Consider the following 21,642-nt stretch of genomic DNA (forward strand, 5'->3'; position numbering starts at 1 on the left):
CGGGGGCACGCCGCGGTGCCCGTTGAGTCCGCGTGGAGTGCCTGCTGACTGCCCGGGTGTTCACTGGATCCGACGCAAGAGGTGGGGCTCTCGCGTGATGCGGGGGCGCCGGGCAGGGGGGTGCGCGATGCGCTATCAGGGGGAGAGCGGGGCCGAGCGGGTCCCGGTGCGGCTGACGGCCCAGGATCCGATCTCCCGGGCGGGCCTGGCGGGGCAGTTGCGCAACTGCCCGGAGGTACGGCTGCTGGCCGACGACGAGCCGTACGAGCCCCACGAGCCGTACGGGGCGATGGCGTGCGTGGCCGTCGTGTCCGCCGACCGGGTCGGGGAACGCGAGACGCAGACGCTGCGGCGCGCCCAGCGCGCGGCCGGTAGTGGCGCTGGGGCCGGGGCAGGGGCAGGGGCAGGGGCAGGGGCAGGAGCCGCCGCCGGGGGCGCTGCCGGCGGTGCGGACGCGCGGATCGTGCTCGTCGTCACCGAGATCGACGACGCCGGGCTGGTGGCCGCCGTCGAATGCGGGGTCGTGGGCGTCGTACGCCGCTCGGAGGCCTCCAGCGAACGCCTGGTGCAGGTCATCACGGCCGCCGCGCGCGGCGAGGGCAGCGTGCCCGCCGATCTGCTCGGGCGGCTGCTGGACCAGGTCGGCCGGCTGCAACGCCAGGTCCTCGACCCGCGCGGGCTGGCCTTCACCGGGCTCGCCCCGCGCGAGGTGGACGTGCTGCGGCTGGTCGCCGAGGGCAGCGACACCGCGGAGATCGCCCGCGCCCTGGCCTTCTCGGAGCGGACCGTGAAGAACATCCTCCACGACGTCACCACCCGTCTGCAGCTGCGCAACCGCTCGCACGCCGTGGCCTACGCGATGCGGCAGGGGTTCATCTGACCGCGCGGCGGCCACCGGCCCGCACTGCCCGTTGGGGCAGCGGGAGTTACCCGCAACGGTGCCCCGCCCCCGGCTCCGGCCGGGGTACCGCACCCGCCACGGTTGCCCCGAGGAGGGCTGTCCGGATGCGACGACGTGGTTTCAGGTACGCGCGGACCACGGTGCTGGTGGTGGCCCTGGGCCTGCTGGGGGTCGTCCCCCCGCTGGCACCCCCGGTGACGACCGCCCAGGCACCGTCCGTGCCCGCGGCGCCCGGCGCGCCCGCTGCCCCCGCCGCCCCCGCCGACGCCCCGGATCCCGGGCGCCTCGCGTACGTCGGCGACGGCCCGCACCACACCGTCAACACCGTCGGCCCGCGGGGCGCCCTCGCCCCCCTGTTGCCCGTCGGCGTCGCCGGCAACGACTGCCAGCCCGCCGCCCGCGGCGACGACCTCGTGTGGGTCAGCGACCGCGGCGGCCAGGGCGAGGGGATCTACCGCCGCACCGGCAACGGGCCCGCGACCCTGGTGCACCTGCGCACCGGCTGGCGGGCCGCCGACCCCGTCCTGTCGCCGGACCGCCAGTGGGTCGCCTTCGTCGCCTGGGAGAACGACCCCGGTGACGGCACGCAGGCCACCCGGTTCCGCTGCGACGACCGCGGCGGGCGCAGCGGCACCCACGCCCGCCCCGGGGTGTGGGTCGTGCGGACCGACGGCACCGGACTGCGGCAGGCCGTCGCGGACGCCGACACCCCCGACTGGTCGCCCGACGGCACCGAACTGGTCTACACGCACGGCGAGGAGGCCTTCCGGATCCCCGTGGCCGGCGGGACCCCCGTGCGGGTCTCGCCCGTCGGCGACCGGGCCCTGGCGCCCGTGTGGGAACCCGCCCTGCCCGGCTCCCGGGACCGGGTCGCCTACCTCTCGCCCGGTGGCACGGGCGGCGAGCACGAGGTGGTCACCGTCCCCGCGGGCGGGCGCGGCACCCGCCCCACCGAGGTCGTGGGCCGCGTCACCTCGCCCGAGGGCCGCCGTGACCTCGCCTGGCGGCCGGACGGCGGCCAGTTGCTGCTCCTCGCGGGCACGGCGTACTACGCCGACCCGGCCACGCCCTGCCCCGGCTGCTCCCTCACCCCGCTCTTCGACCCCGACCACGTGGTGCCCTTCGAACAGGAGAACGTCGGCTGGTACACCCCCGCCGGGGCCCGGCCGCAGCCGCTGGTGGCGGGCGAGGACTGGGAGGGCGCGAACATCGAGCGGCAGCGCGCCGGGCTGCCCCTGGACCGGGTCCAGCTGCGCGGCGCGCGGGGCCAGGAGTGGGGGTTCGCGGACCCGGCGTACGCGCCCGACGGCAGCCGGCTGGCCTTCGTACGGCTCTTCGGCCTGCTGGGCCTGTCGGGCACCACCCGCGCCGCGGCCGCCGTCCAGGACGGCGGGCAGATCATGGTGGGGGCGGTGGAGGGGCTCGCGGACGCCCGCCCGCTCACCTACCAGGGCATGAAGCAGGGCGAGAGCCAGGCCCGCCCCGTCTGGTCCCCGGACGGCACCCGGCTGGTCTTCGCACGCCGCCCGCCCCCGACCGAGGCCGAGTACAACCCGCGCACCGAGATCGCGGTCGTCGACGTCTCCGGCGCCCCCGCCACCTGGAGGCTGACGCTCACCGTGCCCCGCCTCTCCCGGGACGGCCAGACCTGCCGCTCCGACGACCAGGAACCGAGCTGGTCCCCGGACGGCACCCGGCTGGCCTTCTCCCGCTGGAGCCTGTGCACCACACCGGCACCGGGCGCAGCACCCGGTGCGCCGGGCGCAGCACCCGGTGGGCCGGGCGGCGGCACCTCCGACGGCGTCGCCGCGCCGCGTGCCGAAGGACCGCCCACCTGGCACGAGGACCGGCACATCTGGACGGCCGGCGCCTCCGACGGGCGCGGCCAGTACGACGTCACGGCCGCCCAGTGCGGCGCGGCCTGCTCGGTGATCGACCAGCGCCCCGCCTACGACCCACGCAGCGGCGCCCTGGCCTTCGTACGGCAGGAGCACTACGTCTCCGAGCCCTCCGTCACCGCCGTGACCGGCCGCCCCAGCATGGTGCTGCTGGCCGCCCCCGACGGCAGCGGCTGCCGGGGCCTGCTGCCGCGGCAGACCGGCTGCCCGGTCACCGTGCCGGCCCCGCCCGCCGGCGCGGCGTACGCCGACGCGGACAGCCCGGCCTGGTCGCCCGGCGGGACGCGGCTGGCCGTGGACGTACGCCTGCTCGGCACCGCGCGCATCGGCGACCGGCGCCTGCTCGTCCTCGACCCCGGCGAAGGCGACGGCTCGGGTGGCCGTACCGAGCTGTTCCCCGGCACCACGGGCGTGAGCCAGACCCAGCCCACCTGGGAGCCCAGCGCCGACCTGCACACCGAACTCACCGCGACCGCGCCGACCCTGCTGCTCGGCGCCACCGGGAAACTGATCCTGGAGCTGCGCAACGACGGCATCGCGCCCGCACCGGCCACCCGGGTGCGCTTCACGCTGCCGGCCGGGCTGACCGCCGCCGGTCCGGCCGACCCCCAGCAGGGCGGCTGCACGCCCGGGCTGGTCTGCGACCTCGGTGTCCTGCCGGCGGGCGGCCGGACCCGGATCGAGCTGCCGGTCAAGGCCGCCGCCCTCGGCGCGCACGAGGCCACGGCCACCGCCGAGACCGCCCTGCCCGACCACCGGCCGGCCGACAACCGGGCCTCGGTCCGCGTCACCGTGGTCGTCCCGGACCTCGAGGTCACCGCGACCGCCACCCCGTCCCACCTCAAGGTCGGCGAACGGTCGACGGTCACCTTCACCGTCCGCAACACCGGCACGGCCGCCGCCGAGGACACCCGGCTCACGATGACCGTCCCGCCCGGCCCGGCCCTGGTCACCGGCACCGCCTGCCCTGCCGCCGGCTGCGCCCTGGGCACCCTGGAGCCGGGCCAGGAACGGACGTTCACCTGGGTCTACACCTCCGCCGACGCCTTCTCCGGCACGCTGGAGGGCACGGCGGCCACCAGCACCCGCGGCGGCGTCGACGGCGACCCCGGCAACGACCGCGCCACCGTCGACCTCACCTTCGTCGACCCGCGCCGCCCCGACCCGGCGGTCACCGTCACCGCCACCCCCGGACGGATGCTCACCGGCGACCAGGCCACCGTCGTCTACACCGTCACCAACCGCGGGGCCGCCCCCGCCCGGGCCGTCCTGCTCACCCCGGTACTCCCGGCCGGGATGACCGTGCTCACCGCCACCCCGTCCTGCCCCGCCGACGGCTGCGCCCTCGGCGACCTGGCCCCGGGAGCCGTCGTCACCGTCACCCGCGTCGTCAGCTCGCCGACCCCGCTCAGCGGCGCCGCCACCGGCACCCTGACCACCCCCGGCCCGGACACCGACCCCACCAACAACGCCGCCTCGGCACCGCTGATCGTGGACGGCCGGCCGCCCCCGCCCCAGGCCCGGCCCGCGAACCCGGCCGTCAGCGTGACCGCCGCACCCCGTACCGCCTACACCGGCGGCAAGGTCACCGCCGAGGTGACCGTCCGCAACACCGGGGCCGCCCCGGCGACCGGGCTCACCCTGGCCCTCACCGTCCCGCCGGGCCTGGCGATCGCCTCGGCCTCCCGGCCGGGCTGCACCACGGCCGCCGGCTGCGCCCTGCCCGCCCTCGCCGCCGGCGCGAGCACCGCCGTACGCCTGGAGCTGGCCGCCGGTCCCGCGCTGACCGGGGCGGTCACCGCCACCGTCACGACCACCGGCACCGACGCCTCGGCGGCCGACAACACGGCGTCCGCGCCCGTGACCGTACGGCAGCCCGCGCTGGCCCTCAGCCCGGCGCTGGGGCCGCCCGGCTCGGCCACCCAGGCGTACGGCAGTCAGTTCCCACCCGGCGCGACGGTCACCCTGCGCTGGAGCCGGGGCGTGACGGTGGCCACCGCGCCGGTGGTGGTCGCGGCCGACGGCACGTTCACGGCCTCGGTGCTGGTGATCGTGCAGGACACCCTCGGCGAACGGGAACTGACGGCCAGTCAGGCCATGGTCGCCACTCCCCTCTTCACGCAGGTCTCGGCGCCGTTCCTGGTCGTCCCCGGCGTGCTCCAGCCCTCCGACTTCCAGTGGCGCAGGTGACCGGACCGTGATCCACGAGGTGGACGACGCGCTGCGGGAGCTGGTGCGCGCCGAGGCGCTGGGGGAGGGCGTGGACGTCGACGTGGTCTTCGACGCACCCACCCGGGACTGGGCGGCGCGCCGCAACACCCCCACCGTCAGCCTGTACTTGTACGACATCCGCGAGGACCTGGGGCGGCGCTCGCGCGGGCGCCGCAACCTCTACGACGAGCAGGGCCACGTCACCGCCCGCACGCTGCCGCCCCGCTACTTCAAACTGTCGTACCTCGTCAGCGCGTGGACCCAGCGGCCGGAGGACGAACACCGGCTGCTGGCCGCGTTGCTGACCTGCTTCCTGCGCCACGAGGCACTGCCGGTCGAGCTCGGGGGCGAACTGGGTTCCACCGGGCTTCCGGTGCCGGTCACGATCGGGCTGCCGCCGCCGGAGGACAAGGCGTTCACGGACGTGTGGAGCGCGCTCGGCGGCGAGCTGAAGCCCTCGCTGGACGTGGTGGTGAGCGCCCCGGTGGCGGCGGCGCCGCGCTACCCGGCGGGGCGGCCGGTGCGGGACGGTCTGGCGGTCGAACTGGGGGACCGGGAGAGCGAGGGCGAGCGGCGGCGGGCCCGGGAGCAGGAGCGGGAGAGGGAGAGGGAGCGGGGAGGCGAACGGGAGCGGGACGGGGCCGAGGGCCGGGACGGGGGAGAAGGCCCGGACGGGGATGCCGCTCCCGCCGCCTCCGGCCCGGTCCCGCGGCCGCGCCGGGCCCGCGCCCACCGCCACCGGAACGAGGACCGATGACCGGCCGCGACGACCCTCTGCTCGTGCGCCTGGCCGTCGTGGAACGGCGGGTCCGCGCGGCCGTCGACGCGCGGCGCGCGGTCGACCCGGACACGGACGACCCGTTCCGCGGCCTGTACCTGTCCGACGCGACCGTCCGCAGGCTCCTGGACGCCCCGGACCAGGTGCCCTGGCCCGACCCGGGGCCCCCGGCGCCCCCCGGCGACGGCGGTTCCCGACTGGAGTCGCTCCAGCGGGACTTCGGGCTGCTCCCGCTCGACGTCGAACTGCTGCTGATCGCCCTCGCTCCCGACCTCGACCGCCGCTTCGAGCAGCTGTACGGCTACCTCAACGACGACGTGACCCGGCGGCGGCCCACGACCGGGCTGGCGCTGGGGCTGTGCGGCGTACCGGCCGCCGAAGCGGCCGCCCGGGCCCGGCTGGCACCCCACGGGCCCCTGGTGGGGCGGGGTCTGCTGCTGGTCGAGGAGGGCGAACGGCCCTTCCTCGGACGCGCGTTGCGCGTGCCGGACCGGGTCACGGCCCATCTGCTGGGCGACGACACCGTGACCCCCGAGCTCGTGGACCTGCTGTCCCCGGCGCCGCCCGCCCCCGGCCCGGGACAGCCGTCCGTACCCGGCCCGCCGGGGCCGTCCCCTGTGCTGCCCGGCCCGTACGGCGCACTTCCGGCCCGGTTGGCGGCCGCGCTCGGCGCGGGCGTCTCCCTCGTCCACCTGCGGGAGTCGCCCGGTGGGGCGGCCGTGGAGACGGCGGCCGCCGCCCTGGCCGCCGCCGGCCGTCCGGCGTTCGTCCTCGATCTGGCGGGCCTGGCCCGGCAGGCGGAGCCCGCGTCCCTGGTCCGGGCCGCCGGGCGCGAGGCGGCGCTCGCCGGCGCCGGGCTGATCGCCGCGCCGGTGGACGCGCTGGGCGAACGTACGGAGCTGCTGCGGGCGCTGGCCGCGCTGCCCGTACCGGTGCTGCTGGCCGGGCAGGCGGGCTGGAACCCCCTCTGGTCGGAGCGGACGCCCCTGCTGGCGACGGCCGAACGGCTCGGGACCGCCGCCCGCCGGGAGCTGTGGGCCCAGGAGCTGGGGGAGCCCCCGGGGGAGGCGGTGGCCGCCTTCGTCCTGACCCCCGGGCAGATCCGGCGGGCGGCGCGGACCGCCCGGCAGCAGGCGGCCCTGGCGGGCGCGGACGGCCCGCCCGGTGAGGCGGACCTGCTGCACGGGGCGCGGGCGCAGAACACCGCGGGCCTGGAACGCCTGGCCCGCCGCGTCCGGCCGGGCGTCGGCTGGCCGGACCTGGTGCTCCCGCCGCCGGTCCTGGGCCAGCTGCGCGAGCTCGCCGCCCGCGCCCGGCACCGCGACCGGGTGCTCGGCGCGTGGGCGATGCGGCCGGGCGGGGGCCGCGGGCGCGGGGTGATGGCGCTGTTCGCCGGGGACTCGGGTACGGGCAAGACGATGTCGGCGGAGGTCATCGCGGGCGAACTCGGCCTGGATCTCTACACGGTGGACCTGGCGACGGTCGTGGACAAGTACGTCGGCGAGACGGAGAAGAACCTGGAGCGGATCTTCACGGAGGCCGCGGGCGTCAACGGCGTGCTGCTGTTCGACGAGGCGGACGCGGTGTTCGGCAAGCGTTCCGAGGTCAAGGACGCGCACGACCGCTACGCCAACGTCGAGAGCGCGTACCTGCTCCAGCGGATGGAGACCTTCGACGGTCTGGCCGTCCTGGCCACCAACCTGCGGGCCAACCTGGACGAGGCCTTCACCCGGCGGCTGGACCTGGTGGTGGACTTCCCGCTGCCGGACGCGGAGCACCGCCTCGCCCTGTGGGACCGCTGCCTGGGTGCTCGCCTGCCGCGCGCCGACGACCTCGACCTCGGCTTCTGCGCGCGGTCCTTCGAGCTGGCGGGCGGCGACATCCGGTCGGCGGCGGTGACGGCGGCGTACCTGGCGGCGGACGCGGGGCGGGCGGTGACGATGGCGGACCTGGTGGCGGCGGTGGGGCGCGAGTACCGCAAGCTCGGACGGCTGTGCCTGGAGAGCGAGTTCGGCCCGTACCTGGCGCTGACCAGGTAGGGGGCGGGCGGACCGAGGGGCCTGCCCGAAGGGGCAGTGGGGACTGCCCCGGGCGGGCGCCGGCGGCCCCTGCCGCGCGGGCGGGGGCCGCGCGAGGGTGGCGGGATGAGGGGTCATGAACAGGAGCACGACGACGCGGCGCGGTCCGGGCGGCGGCCGTCCGGCGCCGAGCCGGCCCCCGGCGTGCCGGACGCGGTGGTGCTGAGGGCGGCCGCGGCCGGCCGGGCCGACGCCCTGGGGCCGGCCGGGATGCTCCGGCTGCAGCGGACGGCGGGCAACGGCGCGGCGGCGGCCGCCGCCGGGCGTTCGCCGGTCCACGAGGTGCTCGGCTCCGGCCGCGGCCGGGCGCTGGACCCCGAGGTCCGTGCGGACATGGAGGCGCGGCTCGGCCACGACTTCGGTGACGTGCGCGTGCACACCGACGCCGCCGCCCACGAGTCGGCGGCGGCGGTGGACGCCCACGCGTACACGGTCGGCACGGACGTGGTCTTCCGGCGCGGCGCGTACGACCCGGACTCGCACCAGGGACGTACGACCCTGGCCCACGAGCTGACCCACGTCGTGCAGCAGCGTTCGGGGCCGGTGGCCGGCACGGAGACGGCCGACGGCCTCAGCATCAGCGACCCCGGCGACCGTTTCGAACGGGAGGCGGTGGCGACGGCGGACCGCGCGATGTCCGCCCCGGATCCGGCCCCGGCCCCGGTCCAGCGTGCGCGATCGCAGGACGCGGAGGGCACGGGAGACGCGGAGGGCCCGGAGCCGGAGGGTCCGGAGCCCGAGGCGTAGCCGGAGAACCAGGCGGAGGTTCCGGCGGAGGATCAGGCGGAGGAGCCGCTGTCGACGACCAGGTCGGCGCCGACCACGGAACCCGCCGCGGACGAGGCGAGGTAGAGGACCGCGGCCGCGACCTCCTCGGCCTCCGCGACACGGCCGAGCGGGTTCTCGTTCTTGACCCGCTCGGCGCGGTCGGCCTCGGTCTCGCCCGGCAGCAGGGACATGGGCGCGGCGGAGGCGCCGGGGCTCACGGCATTGATGCGCACCCCGTCACCGATGTGGTCCAGGGCCGCCGCGCGGGTCAGCGCGCTGACGGCGGCCTTGGAGGTGATGTAGGCGGCGGCGTCCGGGATACGGGTGTGGGTGCCGAGGTTGGAGGAGATGTTGACGATGGCGCCACCGCCGTTGCGGCGCATGTGGGCGATCTCGTGCTTCATGGCCAGCCACACTCCGGTGACGTTGGTCCGCAGCACCGCCTCCCAGTCCTCCTCCGCGATGTCGGCGGCGGGCACCGTGCCGCGGAGTATCCCCGCGTTGTTGACGGCGACGTCCAGGCCGCCGAAGCGGGCGACGGTCTCCTGGACGAGCGCGGCCAGCTGGGCGGAGTCGGTCACGTCGGCGGTGATCGCCTCCGCCGTACCGCCGGCGGCCCTTACCAGGCCCACGGTTTCCTCGAGGGTCGCGGCGGTCCGGCCGGCGGCGACCACCCGGGCCCCTTCGGCGGCGAAGGCGAGCGCGATGGCCCGGCCGAGGCCGGATCCGGCGCCGGTGACGAGGACGGAACGGTCGGTGAAGCGGTGCATCGGAAGGGCTCCTTGGAAGGGTCGGAGAACGGGGAAACGCTGGAAAGGACAGGAGGGCCGGTGGCGCAGAGCGCCGCCGTCACGGCCGGGCGCGGCGGCGCCGGCGGCCGTGGTGCAGGAGGGCCACGGCGGCGAACGCGGCGGCCGTCGCGGCGAGCGAGGCGGCGTCGTCGCCGAGGGTGAGAAGGAGGGCGAACAGGACGGTCGGACCGAACTCCATCGCGGTGTTCAGCACGCCGCCGGCCAGCCCGGCGTCCCGCGCGGCCACGCCCTCGGTGGCCAGGACGGCGGCACCGGCGAAGGAGGCGGCGCCGCCCGCCGCGAGGAGGACGAGGCCGGGCAGCAGCCCCAGCGCGTACGGGACGCCGGTGTCGAACCCGGTCAGGGCGAGCAGCCCGAGCCCGGCCGCGCCGGTGGCCAGCCCCCCGGCGGTGACGGCGCGGGCGCCGTAGCGCGCCACCAGGGGCCTGACCGCGCGCCCGGCGGCGATCAGCACGACGGCGAAGGGGACGAAGGCGGCGGAGGTGCGCAGCGGCGACCAGTCGCGGGCCTGCTGGAAGTGGAGGGAGAACAGGACGAAGGCGGTCGCCGTCCCGCAGGCGGTGAGTGCGACGGCCGCGAGGGCGGCCGCCCGGCGTCGGTCGAGGAGGAAGCGGAGCGGCAGGAGCGGGTCCCGGGCCCGGCGTTCGACGCGGGGGAACACGGCGAGCAGGACGGCCCCGGCTGCCAGGGGAGCGAGGACCGCCACCGAGGCCCAGGTGTGGCCGTCGGTGGCCACGAGCCCGTAACTGACCAGAATGATCCCGGTGGTGGCGAGCAGCGCGCCCGGCAGGTCCAGGCTCCGGCCCCGGTTCGCCGCCGTACCGGGCAGCAGCCGCGGCGCGAGGAACAGGCCGGCGAGTGCGACCGCCGGGGGCACGGCGAGGGCCCAGCGCCAGGACAGTACGGCGGAGATCACGCCGGAGAGCAGGTTGCCCGCGGTCGCACCGAGGACGGAGAGCCCGCCCCAGGTGGCCATGGCACGCCCGTAGCCGGCGGGGGAGGTGAACAGGGCGCGCAGCACCGCCATGGCGGCGGGGGCGACGAGGGCCGCCCCGGCCCCCTGGGCGAAGCGGGCGGCCAGCAGGGCCTGCACGCCGGGGGCGAGCGGGGCCGCGAGGGAGGCGGCGGCGAAGAGCGCGAGCCCGGCGGTGAGGGCGCGCCGCCCGCCGTACCGGTCGGCGAGGCGCCCGCCCAGGAGCAGCAGCCCGGCGAAGGTCAGGCCGTAGGCGGCGCTGAGGAGGATCAGGTCGGCGCGCTGGAGGCCGAAGTCGTGGGCGATGCGGGGCAGGGGGACGGTGGTGGCGGCGAGGGTGTAGATGAGCGTGATCTGGATGCCGCCGAGCAGCGTGAACGCGGCGCGGCGGCGGGTGCCGCTGCCGGTGCCGGCCGTACTGCTGCCGGCCGTGTCGGCCGTGTCGGCTGTGTCGGCCGCATGGGTGCTGGAGGCGGTCGTGGCCCTCCCCATGTCTCTCCCCCTCGGTAGATGTCTGCTGGGCGGCGAAGCGCTCTGATTTTTGACCGATCGATCCAATATTCGGGCATGCAAAAGACGGCCGGGTGGGGTCCGTTCAGTCCAGCAGGGCCAGCGCCTGCTCGGCGGCGTCCCGCACGCGGGCGGGGTCGGTCGAGGCCTTCCCGACGACCCGCACCCCTTGCAGCAGCACCAGGAGCATCCGGGCCAGGGCGCGCGGGTCGCGCCCCGGCGGCAGTTCGTCCTGGGCCTGCGCCCGGACGAGCGCCGCGTGCAGCAGCGTCTCCAGCCGGTCCCAGCTCGACTCGACCCGGCGGGCCGCCGCGGAGTCGTGGGCGGCCAGTTCGGCGGCGGTGTTGGTGACGAAGCAGCCGTTCAGCCGCTCCTGCGGGGACGCGGCCTCGGCGGCGAAACGGCGCACCACGGCCCGTACCGCCGGCAGGGCCGGTCCGGGCCCTGACAGGTCGCCGAAGAGGCGGGGGTCGACGGACTGCTCGTACCGCTCCAGTGCCTTGAGGTAGAGCTCGTGCTTGGTGCCGAACGTCGCGTAGATGCTCGCGCGGCCGATGCCGAGGTGCTCGACGAGGTCCGCGATCGACGTCGCTTCGTAGCCGCGCCGCCAGAACAGCTCGAGGGCCGACTGCAGCGCGGCGTCCGGATCGAATTCCTTGGTCCTGGCCACGGCATGATCATAGGGGTATCTGGAACGACCGGTCAATAATATTTCGGGATGTCCTGATACGAGGTCAGCCGGTGGCCCGCGCACGGGATTCGTACACCGCACGCGCCGCCGTGAAACGGGCCGGACCCAGGCGGGCGCGGAGGTCCTCCAGGAGGGGGCGGACCAGTTGACGGCCCGCCTCCGGGCCCAGGAGGTCCCCGACGGTGACCCACGCCGTCGCGAGCCGGGCGTACGCCGTCACGTCGTCGCCGAGTTCCCCGGCCGCCCCCACGGCTTCGCGGACGGCGGCCAGGTAGGCGATCGGGTCCGCCGCGTCCAGCGCGCCCTGCCGGGCGTCGTCGAAGCGCCGCAGGGCCAGGGCCGGTTCGCCCGCCAGCAGCGCCACCCGGCCGCCCGTGATGCCCCGTTGGGCCGCCGCCACCCCGTCGCGGGGCGCCGTCGCCGCGACGGCCGCCCAGACCCGCTCCGCGGTCTCCGGGTCGACGTGCGCCACGGCCCAGGCCGCCCCCAGAGCCGCGGCCTCGGCCTCGTCCCGCTCGCCGTGCGCCGTGAACAGCTCCTCTGCGTCCATCAGATCACCCGCCGCGTCGTGCCACCGCCGCGCCGCGATCCCCGCGGCCGCCCGGCGCTGCAGGATCCGCGCCCGGACCGCTCCGTCCTGCGTGGTGTCACGCGTGGCGCCATGGGTGGCTTCCTGCGGGGCTTCCTGCTGGGCTTCCTGCGTGGCGTTCCGAGCGGCCTCCGGCGCCGGGTCGTGCCCGGGGTCCAGCAGCGCGAGCACCGCGCCGAACCCCTCGTACGCCGTCTCCGCCTCGCCCCGTGCCAGCGCCTGCTCCGCCTCCTCGACCGCGAACGCCCGCCGGACGCCGTCCGGCAGGTCCGCCGCGGCCGCCCGGTCCAGGTTGTGCCGGGCCGCCCCGAGGTCCCCGCGCAGCCGCTGCATCGACGCCGCCAGCAGCAGGCAGAACCCCTCGCGCGCGGGCTCCGCGACGCGGTCCCACACCCCGGCGGCCTCCTCGAGGGCGGCCGCCGCCGTACCGAGGTCACCCTCCTCCGCGGCCGCCGTGGCCAGCCCTTCCAGGGCCTCGGCCAGCGCCGCCGGGTCGCCGCCGCGCAGCCGCGCGACCTCGTCCCGCGCGTTGGCGGTGGCAGCGGCGGCAGCCGTGGCGTCGGCGGCAGCGGTCACCGCGCCCGTCGACGTCACGGCGGTCATGGACGCCACCTCGCTCGTCGGCCGAGGTTCGGGCATCGTCGTCATCGGCTCTCCCGTACTGCGTATCCCTGGGCTGTCAGACGCGCCCGTGCCGCCGCGACGGCGCTCTCCCGCGCCGCCCGGTGCTCGCCCGCCCAGGCCCGCATGCGGGCGAGCAGTTCGTCGTGCGTGTCCTGCGTCCGCTCCTCGTCACCGGCCGCGGCCTGCCGTTCCCGCCGTGCCTGGTCCCTGGTCGCCTCGGACTCGCCGAGCCGCTCCTGGTGGTGCGCGCGCAGTTCGTCGACCTGCCGGCGGCCCTGGTCGAGTTCGCCCGCCGTCCGCTGGTCACGCTGCTCCACGCCGCCGATGCGCGTCTCGTTCGCCTGCAGGCCGGCCCGCTGTCCCTCCATCTGGCCACGGGCGGCGTCCGTCTCGGTGACCCGCCCCAGCGCGGCGATCAGCCGGGCCGAGTCGGCGCTCGCGCCCCGGGCACTGGCGCCGAGGCTGCCGGGCAGGAGACCGAACAGATGCGCCAGCCCCTGGAACGCCCGCAGGCTGCCCACCAGGGTGGCGACCGCCCCGGCCTGCTGGGCGCCCCGGCCGAGGTTCTCGATCGCCCCGCCCGCCGTCGACTGCTGCTCCCGGTTCGCCGACCGGGTCTCCCGGGTCGCGGCCGACTGGGCGTGTCCGCCCTCGATCAACTGCTGCGACACCCCGCCCGCGCGTTCGAGCTGGGCGTCCTGCCCGCGCTGGCCCGCCGCCTGGCGCGCCATCGCGCCCTCGGTGCGCGCGAGATCGGACTGGGCCCGCCGGGTCAGGGCGATGCGGTCACGCAGCGCCGTGAGTTCGGCGGGGGTGCCGGGCGGCGCCGGGTAGGCCGGGTTGACGGGGATCTCGACGGACTCGCCGGGGCGCGGCCCCGCCACCCGTGCGGTGTACGCCGGACCGTGGCGCGAGGCCGCCGGCCCGTCGGCGGCCGGGCCGGTGCCGCCGGCACCCGGCGTCGTGCCCTGCCCCTGCCCTTGCCCTTGCCCCCATTGCCGGCCCAGCTCGCGGCCCTCGCGTACGCCGACCATGCCGGGCCCGGGGCCCAGCGCCCGCGTGGTCGCGTCGACGCGGGTCCCCGCCTCCGCCCGGTCGGCGCGCAGCCGCGCCTCGGCGCCCGCGAGGGCCGCCGACCGGGCGGCCGCGGTGTCGCCGCTCGCGCCGACCCGGGCCCGCCGCTGGAAATCGGCGAAGTCCCGGTACCGCTGGGTCGTGCTGCCGCCGTCCGGGGTGGTCGTGTGCACCTGGAGCGGCAGCGGGTGGGTGGGGTCGTACGCGAACCGCGTGGCGCCGTACCCGGTGTGGTTGCCGTCCCCGTCGTGGACCGGGAAGTGCAGCTCCGAGGTCTGCCGCCGGCCCGCGGGTCCCTCGCCGTGCTGGTGCTGCAGGACGCCGAAGTCCCCGCCGGCCTGCGAGGGCTGGGTGTTCAGGGTCCGCATCGCAGGATCGGCCGTCGTGGGGTGGCTGTGGTAGATCAGCTCCAGCGGCCCCGACGCGCTCGGCGGCGCGACCGACCCGGGTCCGCCCTGCATGACGTGGTAGTTGCCGGAGGAGTCCCGCCACACCCCGGACTCGCGTGCCGGGTCGGCGCGCACCTGGGCCTGGTACTGCGCCATCGCCGCCGCGCGGTCCGACGTCGGCGCCAGGGTCTGGGTGTGGTCGGGGTACGTGGGGGTGGCGGCGGCCGCGGACGGCGGGGCGGTGTGCGTGATCCCGCCGGGCGAGGCCGGTGCCGGCGTCGGTGTTGGTGTCGGCGTCGGCGTCGAGTCCGGTGTCGGTGTCGAGTCCGGTGCCGGTGTTGGTGCCTGTGTCGGGGTCGGTCCGGTTCCGGGGATGGCGCGGCCGGTGGCGGGGTCGACGCGCGCGCCCGGTTCCGCGGCGGCGGCGCCACTGCCGCGCAGCAGGTCGACGTTGTCCTGGGCGAGCGGGGTGTTCTCGGTCTGCCAGGCCACCTGGTCGGCCGCGTCGAGCTGGCCGCGCGGCGTCAGGGTGCCGTCGGCCGAACCCGTGCGGGACCGGTCGACGGCGGCGTCGATCAGCCGTTCCTGGGCGCGGTGGCGGGTGTTGGTGCTCTCGCTGCCGTCCTGGTGGGTGACGGTCACCGCGAGTGCGGGGTCCCGGCGGCTGTGCAGCGGCTGCATGGTCTGGGTGTCCCAGTCGGCCTCGCGGATGCCCGACTCGGTCGCGTGCCGGGCGGCGGCGGTGTGCCCGGCCTGCACCGTGTCACCGCTCATGCCGGCGGCTTCCCGGTGGTCGGCCGCCTGCTCATTGGCGTACGCCCGCGCCTCGCCCGGCCCCCAGGGCGTGTCCCGCCGCGCCAGCGGGGGCCGTTCATCGGTGAGCCGCGCCTGGACAGCGGGATCCTCGTCGAGGCCGCGGACGAGCGGATCGAGTTCGCCGAAGTCGGCGGGGTCGGGGGCGGAGGGCGCGGAGGGCGCGGGCCGGCCGGACGCGGCGTCCCCCCGGGGCGCGGCCCCGGCGTCTCCCGTACCGGCCGAACGTGTGCCGGCGTCTCCGCCGGCGTGCGGGGGCGTGCCCTGGCCGGTCTCGCGTGGGGGTCCGGTCTGCGTGTCCGGTGCGGGTCCGGCGTCCGGTGTCGCGTCGGGGTGTGGTGTGCCGCTCGTGTCCGCGTCGGAACGGGGCGCTGTGCCCGCGTCCGAGTCCGAGTCGACGCGCGGGACGGTACCCGACCCCCCGTCGGCGTGCGGGGTCGTACCCGTGCCGGCGTCGGTGTGTGGTGCGGTTCCCGTGTCCGCCGTCGCGTCGGGGTGGGGCGTGGTTCCCGGGCCGGCGTCGGGGTGGGGTGAGGCTCCGGGGTCCGTGTCGGCGTGGGGAGCGGTGCCCGTGTCCCCGTCGGCGTGCGGTGCCGCGCCCGGGTCGGTGTCGGTATGGGGGGTGGTGCTCGCGTCCGTGTCGGTGTGGGGGGTGGTGCCCGCGTCCGCGTCCACGTGGGGGGTCGTGCCCGGGTCCGTGTCCGTGTGGACCGCGGCGGGACCGGGGGCTTCCGGCATCTCCACGTGCAGCCGCGGGCCGCCCGAGGAGGTGGCGGAGGCGGACGGAGCGCCGCCCGTGCCGCGTTCCTGGAGTCGGGTGATGCCCTGGTCGATACGGTTCCCGCCCGCCGTCCCCACCCGGGCGCCGACCTTCGCGGCGAGCGCGCCGGCCACCGCTCCGCCGATCTGCCCGGCGGCCGCCGACAGTTGCTCGCCCTGCCGCTCGACCTGCGCCGGATCACCCTGCGAGTCGAACGCGTGCAGCGCGCGCAGCGCCGTGACCACCGGCCGGACGACCACGTTGATCACCATGCCGACGGCCGTCGTCGCGATCCCCATGCCCGTCGCCACCGCCGACAGCGTCAGCGCGAGCGGAGCCAGGGTGCCGCCGGAGAGCACCGCACCCACCCACATGCCCACCGCGATCCCGCCGAGTACGCCGGCCACGACGTCCATCAGCGACATCGTGACGTCGAGGACCTCGGCCAGTCCCTCCAGGTCGTTGGCGAGCCGTTCGTAGCCGGTCCCGGTACCGATCCGGCCGATCGTCTCCCCGGTGGCGCTCCAGTCGCGCATCGCCAGGCCCGCCAGCGCCATCACACCGCCGATCGCCGGGCCCAGACCCGGAACGGGGGTGGCCGAAAGTCCGCGCGACACCGCGAGCGTGGCCAGCCGGCGTCCGGCGACCTGCCCCACGGCCGCGCCGACGGCGCTCATCGCGAAGCCCATCACGGCGCCGCCCATCGCCCCGCTCGCGGCGCCCTGGCCCGCCACGTCGAGCAGGAAGCGGGCCCGGTCGTCGCTCCCGGCCGTACCGAGACTCCCGAACGACCCCGCCCAGCGCTCGTGTTCGGCCAGCTCGGTGCTGATCAGGTCGTCGTCGTCCGGCCCGGCGACGCCTGTCCCGGTGACGTCGGGCCCGGCGTCCGGCCCGGCGTCCGCGCCGGACGCCTCCTCGGCCGCGTCCGCCGTCCGTCGGCCGCCGTCATGCCGTCGCTCGTCACCCCGCCGTTCGTCACCCCGCTGCTCTTCGCCCCGTCGCTCACCGGCCCGCCGCTCGTCGGTCTCCCGGGCCCGGCCCCCCGGACCCCCGGGCTCGCGACGCACCCCGGCCGCGTCACCGGCCGCTCCGTCCTCCGCTGCGGTCCCGCCGCCGGCCGCAGCGTCCCCGGCCTGCCGGGCGCCGCCCGCCGGGGCCTGCTGACCCTCTGCCCCGGGGGCCCGGAGCTCGCGGGCCCCGCCCCCGGCGTCCTCACCCCGGTGCTCCGGCCCCGGTCCAGGCCCCGGCCCGTGCCCCGGCCCGTGCCCCGGCCCCGGCCCCGTCGTGGGCCCTTGCCGCTGGAGCGCCAGGAGCCGGCTCACCGCGCCGTTGCCCGCCAGCCGTTGCAGCCCGACCAGCCGGCCGACCGCCGCGGACCCGGCCCCGGTACCGCCCCGCGCGCCGTCGAGGAGCGAACTCACCGCGCGATTACCGGGGCCGGGACCGGGGCCGGGACCGGCCCTCGTCCCGCCCGCCTCCGGACGTTCCGTCGCCGGGACACCCGTGTCCCGCGCCACCGCCGCACCAGCCGCCTCAGCGGTGTCGGCATCCTGCGGGCGCTCCGTGGTCCGGTCCACCGGATCAGGGTGGTGCGGCCGGGTGATCGCGGGGAAGTGCCCGGGTACCGGGCGAACGTGCAGTCGGGCCTGCCCGTCGGGGCAGTCCACGGTTCCCCCGACGGCGCACGACCGGTCATGACCTTCCTCCCCGCCGAGAAGAGAGGGTGTGATCGACCATCACCCCAGGGGAGGGCCAGGATGCCGCCGTACCAGTCGCCGGGCGTCTACGTCGAAGAGGTCGAGGCAGGGTCCCGCCCGATCGAAGGCGTGGGCACCGCCGTCGCGGCCTTCGTCGGACTGGCCGCCGACGGGCCGTACAACACGCCCACCCTGGTGACCAACTGGAGCCAGTTCACCTCCACCTTCGGCGAGTTCATGGCCGGTGCCTATCTGGCGCACGCCGTCTACACGTACTTCCTCAACGGGGGCGGCACCTGCTACGTCGTCCGCGTGGGAGGAGACGGCGCCGACGGTGCGGGCGCTGCCGACGGTGCGGACGGGGAGGACGGCGCGGACGGGAGAGACGGCCCGGCCCCCGGATCCCGGCCCGCCCCCGCCGGCGGCAGGCGCGGGAACCGGGCGGCCGCTGCGGTCGGCGCCCTGCCCGCCGGGCCCCGGACCGCCCTCGGCGACTTCCACGTCGCCGCCCTGGAGGGCACCGGCGAGGGCCTCACCGTCGAGGTCTCCGACGCGGGCGGCGAGTCCCCGGCCGAGGACCTGTTCACCCTCACCGTCAAGCGCGGCGACCGCACCGAGGAGACCTGGGAGGTCTCCAGCCGGCGCAGCCAGCGCCACTACGTCGTCACGGTCGTCCGGGACCGCTCCCGTCTGATCACCGTCGAGGACGCCGGCCCCTCCCAGGCGCTGTCCCGTCCCGGCAACCAGGCCGTCGCCCTCGCACCGGCACCCGCTCCCGCACCGGCCGCGCCCGCCGTACCGGCGTCGCTCACCCCCGCCTCGTACGTGGGCAGTTCGGACGACCGCACCGGCTTCGCCGGCCTGGAGACGGTCGACGAGATCACCATGCTGGCCGTGCCGGACGTGATGAGCGCCTACCAGCAGGGTGCGCTCGACGCCGAGGGCCTCAAGACGGTGCAGCTCGCGATGATCGCCCACTGCGAGCTGATGGGGAACCGGATCGCGATCATCGACCCGCCGCCCGACCTGTCGCCGCAGCGCGTGAGGGAGTGGCGCAGGACGGGCGCCGGCTACGACTCCAAGTACGCCGCCCTGTACTACCCCTGGGTCAAGGTGGCCGACCCGTCGGCGGCCGGGCAGACCCGGTTCGTGCCGCCGAGCGGCGCGCTGGCCGGCGTATGGGCGCGCAACGACGAGACCCGCGGGGTCCACAAGGCGCCCGCCAACGAAGTGGTGCGCGGGGCGGTCGATCTGGCGGTCCATCTGACGAAGGGCGAGCAGGACCTGCTCAACCCCATCGGGGTGAACTGCCTGCGCTCCTTCGCGGGCCGCGGCATCCGCGTGTGGGGTGCGCGGACGCTGTCCTCCGACGCCGCGTGGCGCTATCTGAACGTGCGCCGGCTCTTCAACTACATCGAGGACTCCATCCTCATCGGCACGCAGTGGGTGGTCTTCGAGCCGAACGACGACGCGCTGTGGGCACGGATCCGGCGGACGATCTCGGCGTTCCTGGTCAACGAGTGGCGGCGTGGCGCGCTGTTCGGACTGACGCCGGACGAGGCGTTCTACGTCAAGTGCGACCGGGAGACGAACCACAGTGAGGGGATCGAGGCGGGCGAGGTGGTCTGCGAGATCGGGATCGCGCCGGTGAAGCCGGCCGAGTTCGTGATCTTCCGGCTGGCCCAGTTCTCGGGCGGCACCAGCCTCGTCAACGAGTAGCGGCAGCGGCAGCGGCAACGGCAGCGGTACGCGCACGGGTACGGGTGCGCGTACCGGCAGGAGCAACAGGGGGTTCGCAGCGTGGCACTTCCCGACATGGACACCTCGGTCGGCCATTCCTTCGGGCTGGAGATCGACGGGGTCGTCATCAAGCAGATCAACGAAGTGACGGGCCTGAAGATGGAACAGGACGTCATCGAGCTGAAGACGAACACGGCGGACGGCAAGTACCTCATCAAGAAACTGCCGGGCCGGCCGCGGGCGGGCGAGGTCACGCTGACGCGCGGCCTGACCGCCGACAACAACTTCGAGAAATGGATCAAGGACGCGCGGTTCGGGAAGATGGGCTCCGCGCGCAAGGGCGGCGCGATCATCGTCTTCGACTACGAGGGCCAGCCGATCAAGCGGTACACGCTGGTCAACGCGTGGCCCAAGAGCCTGGAGATCAGCTCGCTGAAGGCGGGCGACACCAGTGTCCTGACCGAGAAACTCGTCATCACGTACGAGCAGATGGACGTGGCGTGAGCGGCTGATGCGACGACAGATGGCGATGCCGCCGACTCCGGGCGACGCGGCGGCCCCCGGTGTACCCGGTGAACCCCTGGCGACCCGGCCCACCGGATCGATGCGTACGGAGTTCACCTTCGAACTGCCGCGCGGCTACGTGGACGGGGCGGGCCAGGTGCACCGCACGGGCATGATGCGGCTGGCGACGGCCCGTGACGAGCTGGTCCCGCTGCGGGACGACCGGGTCCGTGAGAACCCGGCGTACCTGTCCGTGGTGCTGCTGGGGCGGGTGGTCGAGCGGATCGGCACGGTGACGGACGTGCACGCCGGTGTGATCGAGGACCTGTTCGCCTCGGACCTGGCGTTCCTGCAGGACTTCTACCGCCGGATCAACGCGGAGGGGCACACGCGGGCCCAGGTGCGGTGCCCGTCGTGCGAGACCGCGTTCGCCGTGGATCTGGCGGGTGGTGGGCGCCTGGGGGAATCGTGACGTACGCGACGGACGACCTGTACGGCGAAGTCGCGTACATCGCCTACCACTTCCACTGGCCGATGGATTCCATCCTGGACCTCGAACACGCGGACCGTCGACTGTACGTCGACCAGATCGCCCGCCTGAACCGGCTGGCCGGGGGGCGGTGAGCCGGGCATGCTCGAAGCGCTGCGGAACCGCCTGCGCCGCCGCTCGCACGATCCTGGGCCCGCGCCCACGACGGCGGACCCGCCGGTGGCCGCGCCGGCTCCGGCCCCCGCGTGGCCGGACCTCCCCGTCCAGCGCCGTACGTTCGGGCCCGCGCCCCTGCTGACGGATCCGGCGGCGTTCGGTGCGAGCCTGGCGTCCTGGCAGGACCCGTCACTGACGGGTCCCCTGGGCCACGCGGTGTCCCCCGACGCCCCGAGCGGCACCCTCCACGACGTCGCGACCCCCGTGCCCGGACACCACGGATTCCCGCCGAAGCCCTCGCCGACTGCCGAGGTTCGGGCGGCCGTTGACGGTGGCGGTGAGCCGCGGGACGCGGGTCGGGGTGACCAGGCCCCGCCGGAGCCGCCGTCCGGTCCGGTGCCCGCCGTCGGTCCAGTCGGCGCGGGCGTGACCGCCTCGGTTCAGCGTGTTCCGGCCTCATCGGTTTCGCCGACTGCCGTGCTCCGTCCGGTTGTTGACGGTGGCGGTGTGCCGCGGGGCGCGGGTGGGGGTGACCAGGCTCCGCCGGAGCCGCCCTCCGGCCCCGGGCCTGCGGTCGGCCTTGGTGGCGAGGTTCCGGCTGGTCCGGTCGGGCCCGGTTGGGCTTCTCGGGGGCTGTCGGCTGACGTGGTGCGTCCGGCTGTTCCGGCTCCGCCTTCGGGCTCGGGTGCGCCGCCCCCGGTGGGGGTGGCCGCCCCGGTTCAGCGTGTTCCGGCCCCGTCGGCTTCGCCGACTGCCCCGGTGCGTCCGGTTGTTGACGGTGGCGGTGAGTCGCGGGGTGCGGGTCGGGGTGACCAGGTCCCGCCGGAGCCGTCGGCCGGCCCGGTGCCTGCGGTCGGCCTTGGTGGCGAGGTTCCGGCCGGTCCGGTCGGGCCTGGTCGGGCTTCTCGGGGGCTGTCGGCTGACGTGGTGCGTCCGGCTGTTCCGGCTCCGCCTTCGGGCTCGGGTGCGCCGCCCCCGGTGGGGGTGACCGCCCCGGTCCAGCGTGTTCCGGCGCCGTCGGTTTCGCCGACTGCCGTGGTGCGTCCGGTTGTTGACGGTGGCGGTGAGTCGTGGGCTGCGGGTCGGGGTGACCAGGCTCCGCCGGAGAACCCGGCCGGCCCGGTCCCTGCGGTCGGTCATGGCGGCGAGGTTCCCGCCGGCCCGCTCGGGCCCGGTCGAGCGCCGG

14 protein-coding genes are annotated in these 21,642 nt (G+C 76.4%); 9 read left to right on the forward strand and 5 right to left on the reverse strand.

Features of this window, described 5'->3' with window-relative positions; translation table 11 throughout:
• The first annotated feature begins 127 nt into the window (after positions 1-127).
• The 5 genes from ACZ6KO_RS02375 to ACZ6KO_RS02395 all read left to right on the forward strand — a co-directional run bounded on the left by ACZ6KO_RS02375 (position 128) and on the right by ACZ6KO_RS02395 (position 8,613).
• Positions 128-880 carry a response regulator transcription factor gene (locus ACZ6KO_RS02375; protein ID WP_469298949.1) on the forward strand — a complete coding sequence of 251 codons (753 nt, stop codon included), beginning with the start codon at positions 128-130 and terminating at the stop codon, positions 878-880.
• A gap of 125 nt (positions 881-1,005) precedes the next feature.
• A complete protein-coding gene (locus ACZ6KO_RS02380; protein ID WP_469298951.1) occupies positions 1,006-4,989 on the forward strand; it encodes a CARDB domain-containing protein in 3,984 nt (1,327 codons plus the stop codon).
• Between the two features lie 7 nt (positions 4,990-4,996).
• Positions 4,997-5,767, forward strand: a complete 771-nt coding sequence (locus ACZ6KO_RS02385) for a Pvc16 family protein (protein WP_469298953.1) — start codon at positions 4,997-4,999, stop codon at positions 5,765-5,767.
• Positions 5,764-7,827, forward strand: coding sequence for an ATP-binding protein (locus ACZ6KO_RS02390; RefSeq protein ID WP_469298955.1), 2,064 nt, complete (start codon positions 5,764-5,766; stop codon positions 7,825-7,827). Before ACZ6KO_RS02385 ends, ACZ6KO_RS02390 begins: the two co-directional genes overlap by 4 nt.
• A gap of 105 nt (positions 7,828-7,932) precedes the next feature.
• Positions 7,933-8,613 (forward strand): eCIS core domain-containing protein, encoded by a 681-nt coding sequence (locus ACZ6KO_RS02395; protein ID WP_469298957.1) that lies wholly within the window; start codon positions 7,933-7,935, stop codon positions 8,611-8,613.
• Positions 8,614-8,645: 32 nt separating this feature from the next.
• Here ACZ6KO_RS02395 and ACZ6KO_RS02400 read toward each other — a convergent pair whose 3' ends face one another.
• From ACZ6KO_RS02400 to ACZ6KO_RS02420, 5 genes are all read right to left on the reverse strand, one after another.
• Positions 8,646-9,404 (reverse strand): SDR family NAD(P)-dependent oxidoreductase, encoded by a 759-nt coding sequence (locus tag ACZ6KO_RS02400; protein ID WP_469298959.1) that lies wholly within the window; start codon positions 9,402-9,404, stop codon positions 8,646-8,648.
• A gap of 79 nt (positions 9,405-9,483) precedes the next feature.
• The gene (locus ACZ6KO_RS02405) at positions 9,484-10,911 is read right to left on the reverse strand and encodes an MFS transporter (RefSeq protein ID WP_469298962.1); all 1,428 of its coding nucleotides are present in this window, start codon (positions 10,909-10,911) and stop codon (positions 9,484-9,486) included.
• A gap of 103 nt (positions 10,912-11,014) precedes the next feature.
• Positions 11,015-11,599, reverse strand: a complete 585-nt coding sequence (locus tag ACZ6KO_RS02410) for a TetR/AcrR family transcriptional regulator (protein WP_469298963.1) — start codon at positions 11,597-11,599, stop codon at positions 11,015-11,017.
• Positions 11,600-11,663: 64 nt separating this feature from the next.
• A complete protein-coding gene (locus ACZ6KO_RS02415) occupies positions 11,664-12,812 on the reverse strand; it encodes a hypothetical protein (RefSeq protein ID WP_469298965.1) in 1,149 nt (382 codons plus the stop codon).
• 41 nt (positions 12,813-12,853) lie between these two features.
• Entirely contained in the window at positions 12,854-17,290 is a 4,437-nt protein-coding gene (locus ACZ6KO_RS02420) for a hypothetical protein (RefSeq protein ID WP_469298967.1), read from the reverse strand.
• Positions 17,291-17,626: 336 nt separating this feature from the next.
• Between ACZ6KO_RS02420 and ACZ6KO_RS02425 the strand changes: the two genes are divergently transcribed.
• From ACZ6KO_RS02425 to ACZ6KO_RS02440, 4 genes are all read left to right on the forward strand, one after another.
• Positions 17,627-19,285, forward strand: coding sequence for a phage tail sheath family protein (locus ACZ6KO_RS02425; RefSeq protein ID WP_469298969.1), 1,659 nt, complete (start codon positions 17,627-17,629; stop codon positions 19,283-19,285).
• Positions 19,286-19,366: 81 nt separating this feature from the next.
• The gene (locus ACZ6KO_RS02430) at positions 19,367-19,810 is read left to right on the forward strand and encodes a phage tail protein (RefSeq protein WP_401449907.1); all 444 of its coding nucleotides are present in this window, start codon (positions 19,367-19,369) and stop codon (positions 19,808-19,810) included.
• Between the two features lie 7 nt (positions 19,811-19,817).
• Entirely contained in the window at positions 19,818-20,282 is a 465-nt protein-coding gene (locus tag ACZ6KO_RS02435) for a hypothetical protein (RefSeq protein ID WP_469298971.1), read from the forward strand.
• Complete coding sequence (locus tag ACZ6KO_RS02440) at positions 20,279-20,434, forward strand: DUF6760 family protein (protein WP_401449912.1); 156 nt, start codon at positions 20,279-20,281, stop codon at positions 20,432-20,434. The genes ACZ6KO_RS02435 and ACZ6KO_RS02440 overlap by 4 nt, the downstream gene beginning before the upstream one ends.
• The last annotated feature ends 1,208 nt before the right edge of the window (positions 20,435-21,642 follow it).

The organism is Streptomyces sp. NPDC042102 (assembly GCF_055582305.1).

What these genes read in the sequence shown, in the direction of transcription:
- ACZ6KO_RS02405 (WP_469298962.1), bottom strand. Translation starts at nt 10,911, where the DNA reads ATGGGGAGGGCCACGACCGCCTCCAGCACCCATGCGGCCGACACAGCC.
- ACZ6KO_RS02375 (WP_469298949.1), top strand. Translation starts at nt 128, where the DNA reads ATGCGCTATCAGGGGGAGAGCGGGGCCGAGCGGGTCCCGGTGCGGCTG.
- ACZ6KO_RS02435 (WP_469298971.1), top strand. Translation starts at nt 19,818, where the DNA reads ATGCGACGACAGATGGCGATGCCGCCGACTCCGGGCGACGCGGCGGCC.
- ACZ6KO_RS02415 (WP_469298965.1), bottom strand. Translation starts at nt 12,812, where the DNA reads ATGACCGCCGTGACGTCGACGGGCGCGGTGACCGCTGCCGCCGACGCC.
- ACZ6KO_RS02390 (WP_469298955.1), top strand. Translation starts at nt 5,764, where the DNA reads ATGACCGGCCGCGACGACCCTCTGCTCGTGCGCCTGGCCGTCGTGGAA.
- ACZ6KO_RS02425 (WP_469298969.1), top strand. Translation starts at nt 17,627, where the DNA reads ATGCCGCCGTACCAGTCGCCGGGCGTCTACGTCGAAGAGGTCGAGGCA.
- ACZ6KO_RS02395 (WP_469298957.1), top strand. Translation starts at nt 7,933, where the DNA reads ATGAGGGGTCATGAACAGGAGCACGACGACGCGGCGCGGTCCGGGCGG.
- ACZ6KO_RS02380 (WP_469298951.1), top strand. Translation starts at nt 1,006, where the DNA reads ATGCGACGACGTGGTTTCAGGTACGCGCGGACCACGGTGCTGGTGGTG.
- ACZ6KO_RS02400 (WP_469298959.1), bottom strand. Translation starts at nt 9,404, where the DNA reads ATGCACCGCTTCACCGACCGTTCCGTCCTCGTCACCGGCGCCGGATCC.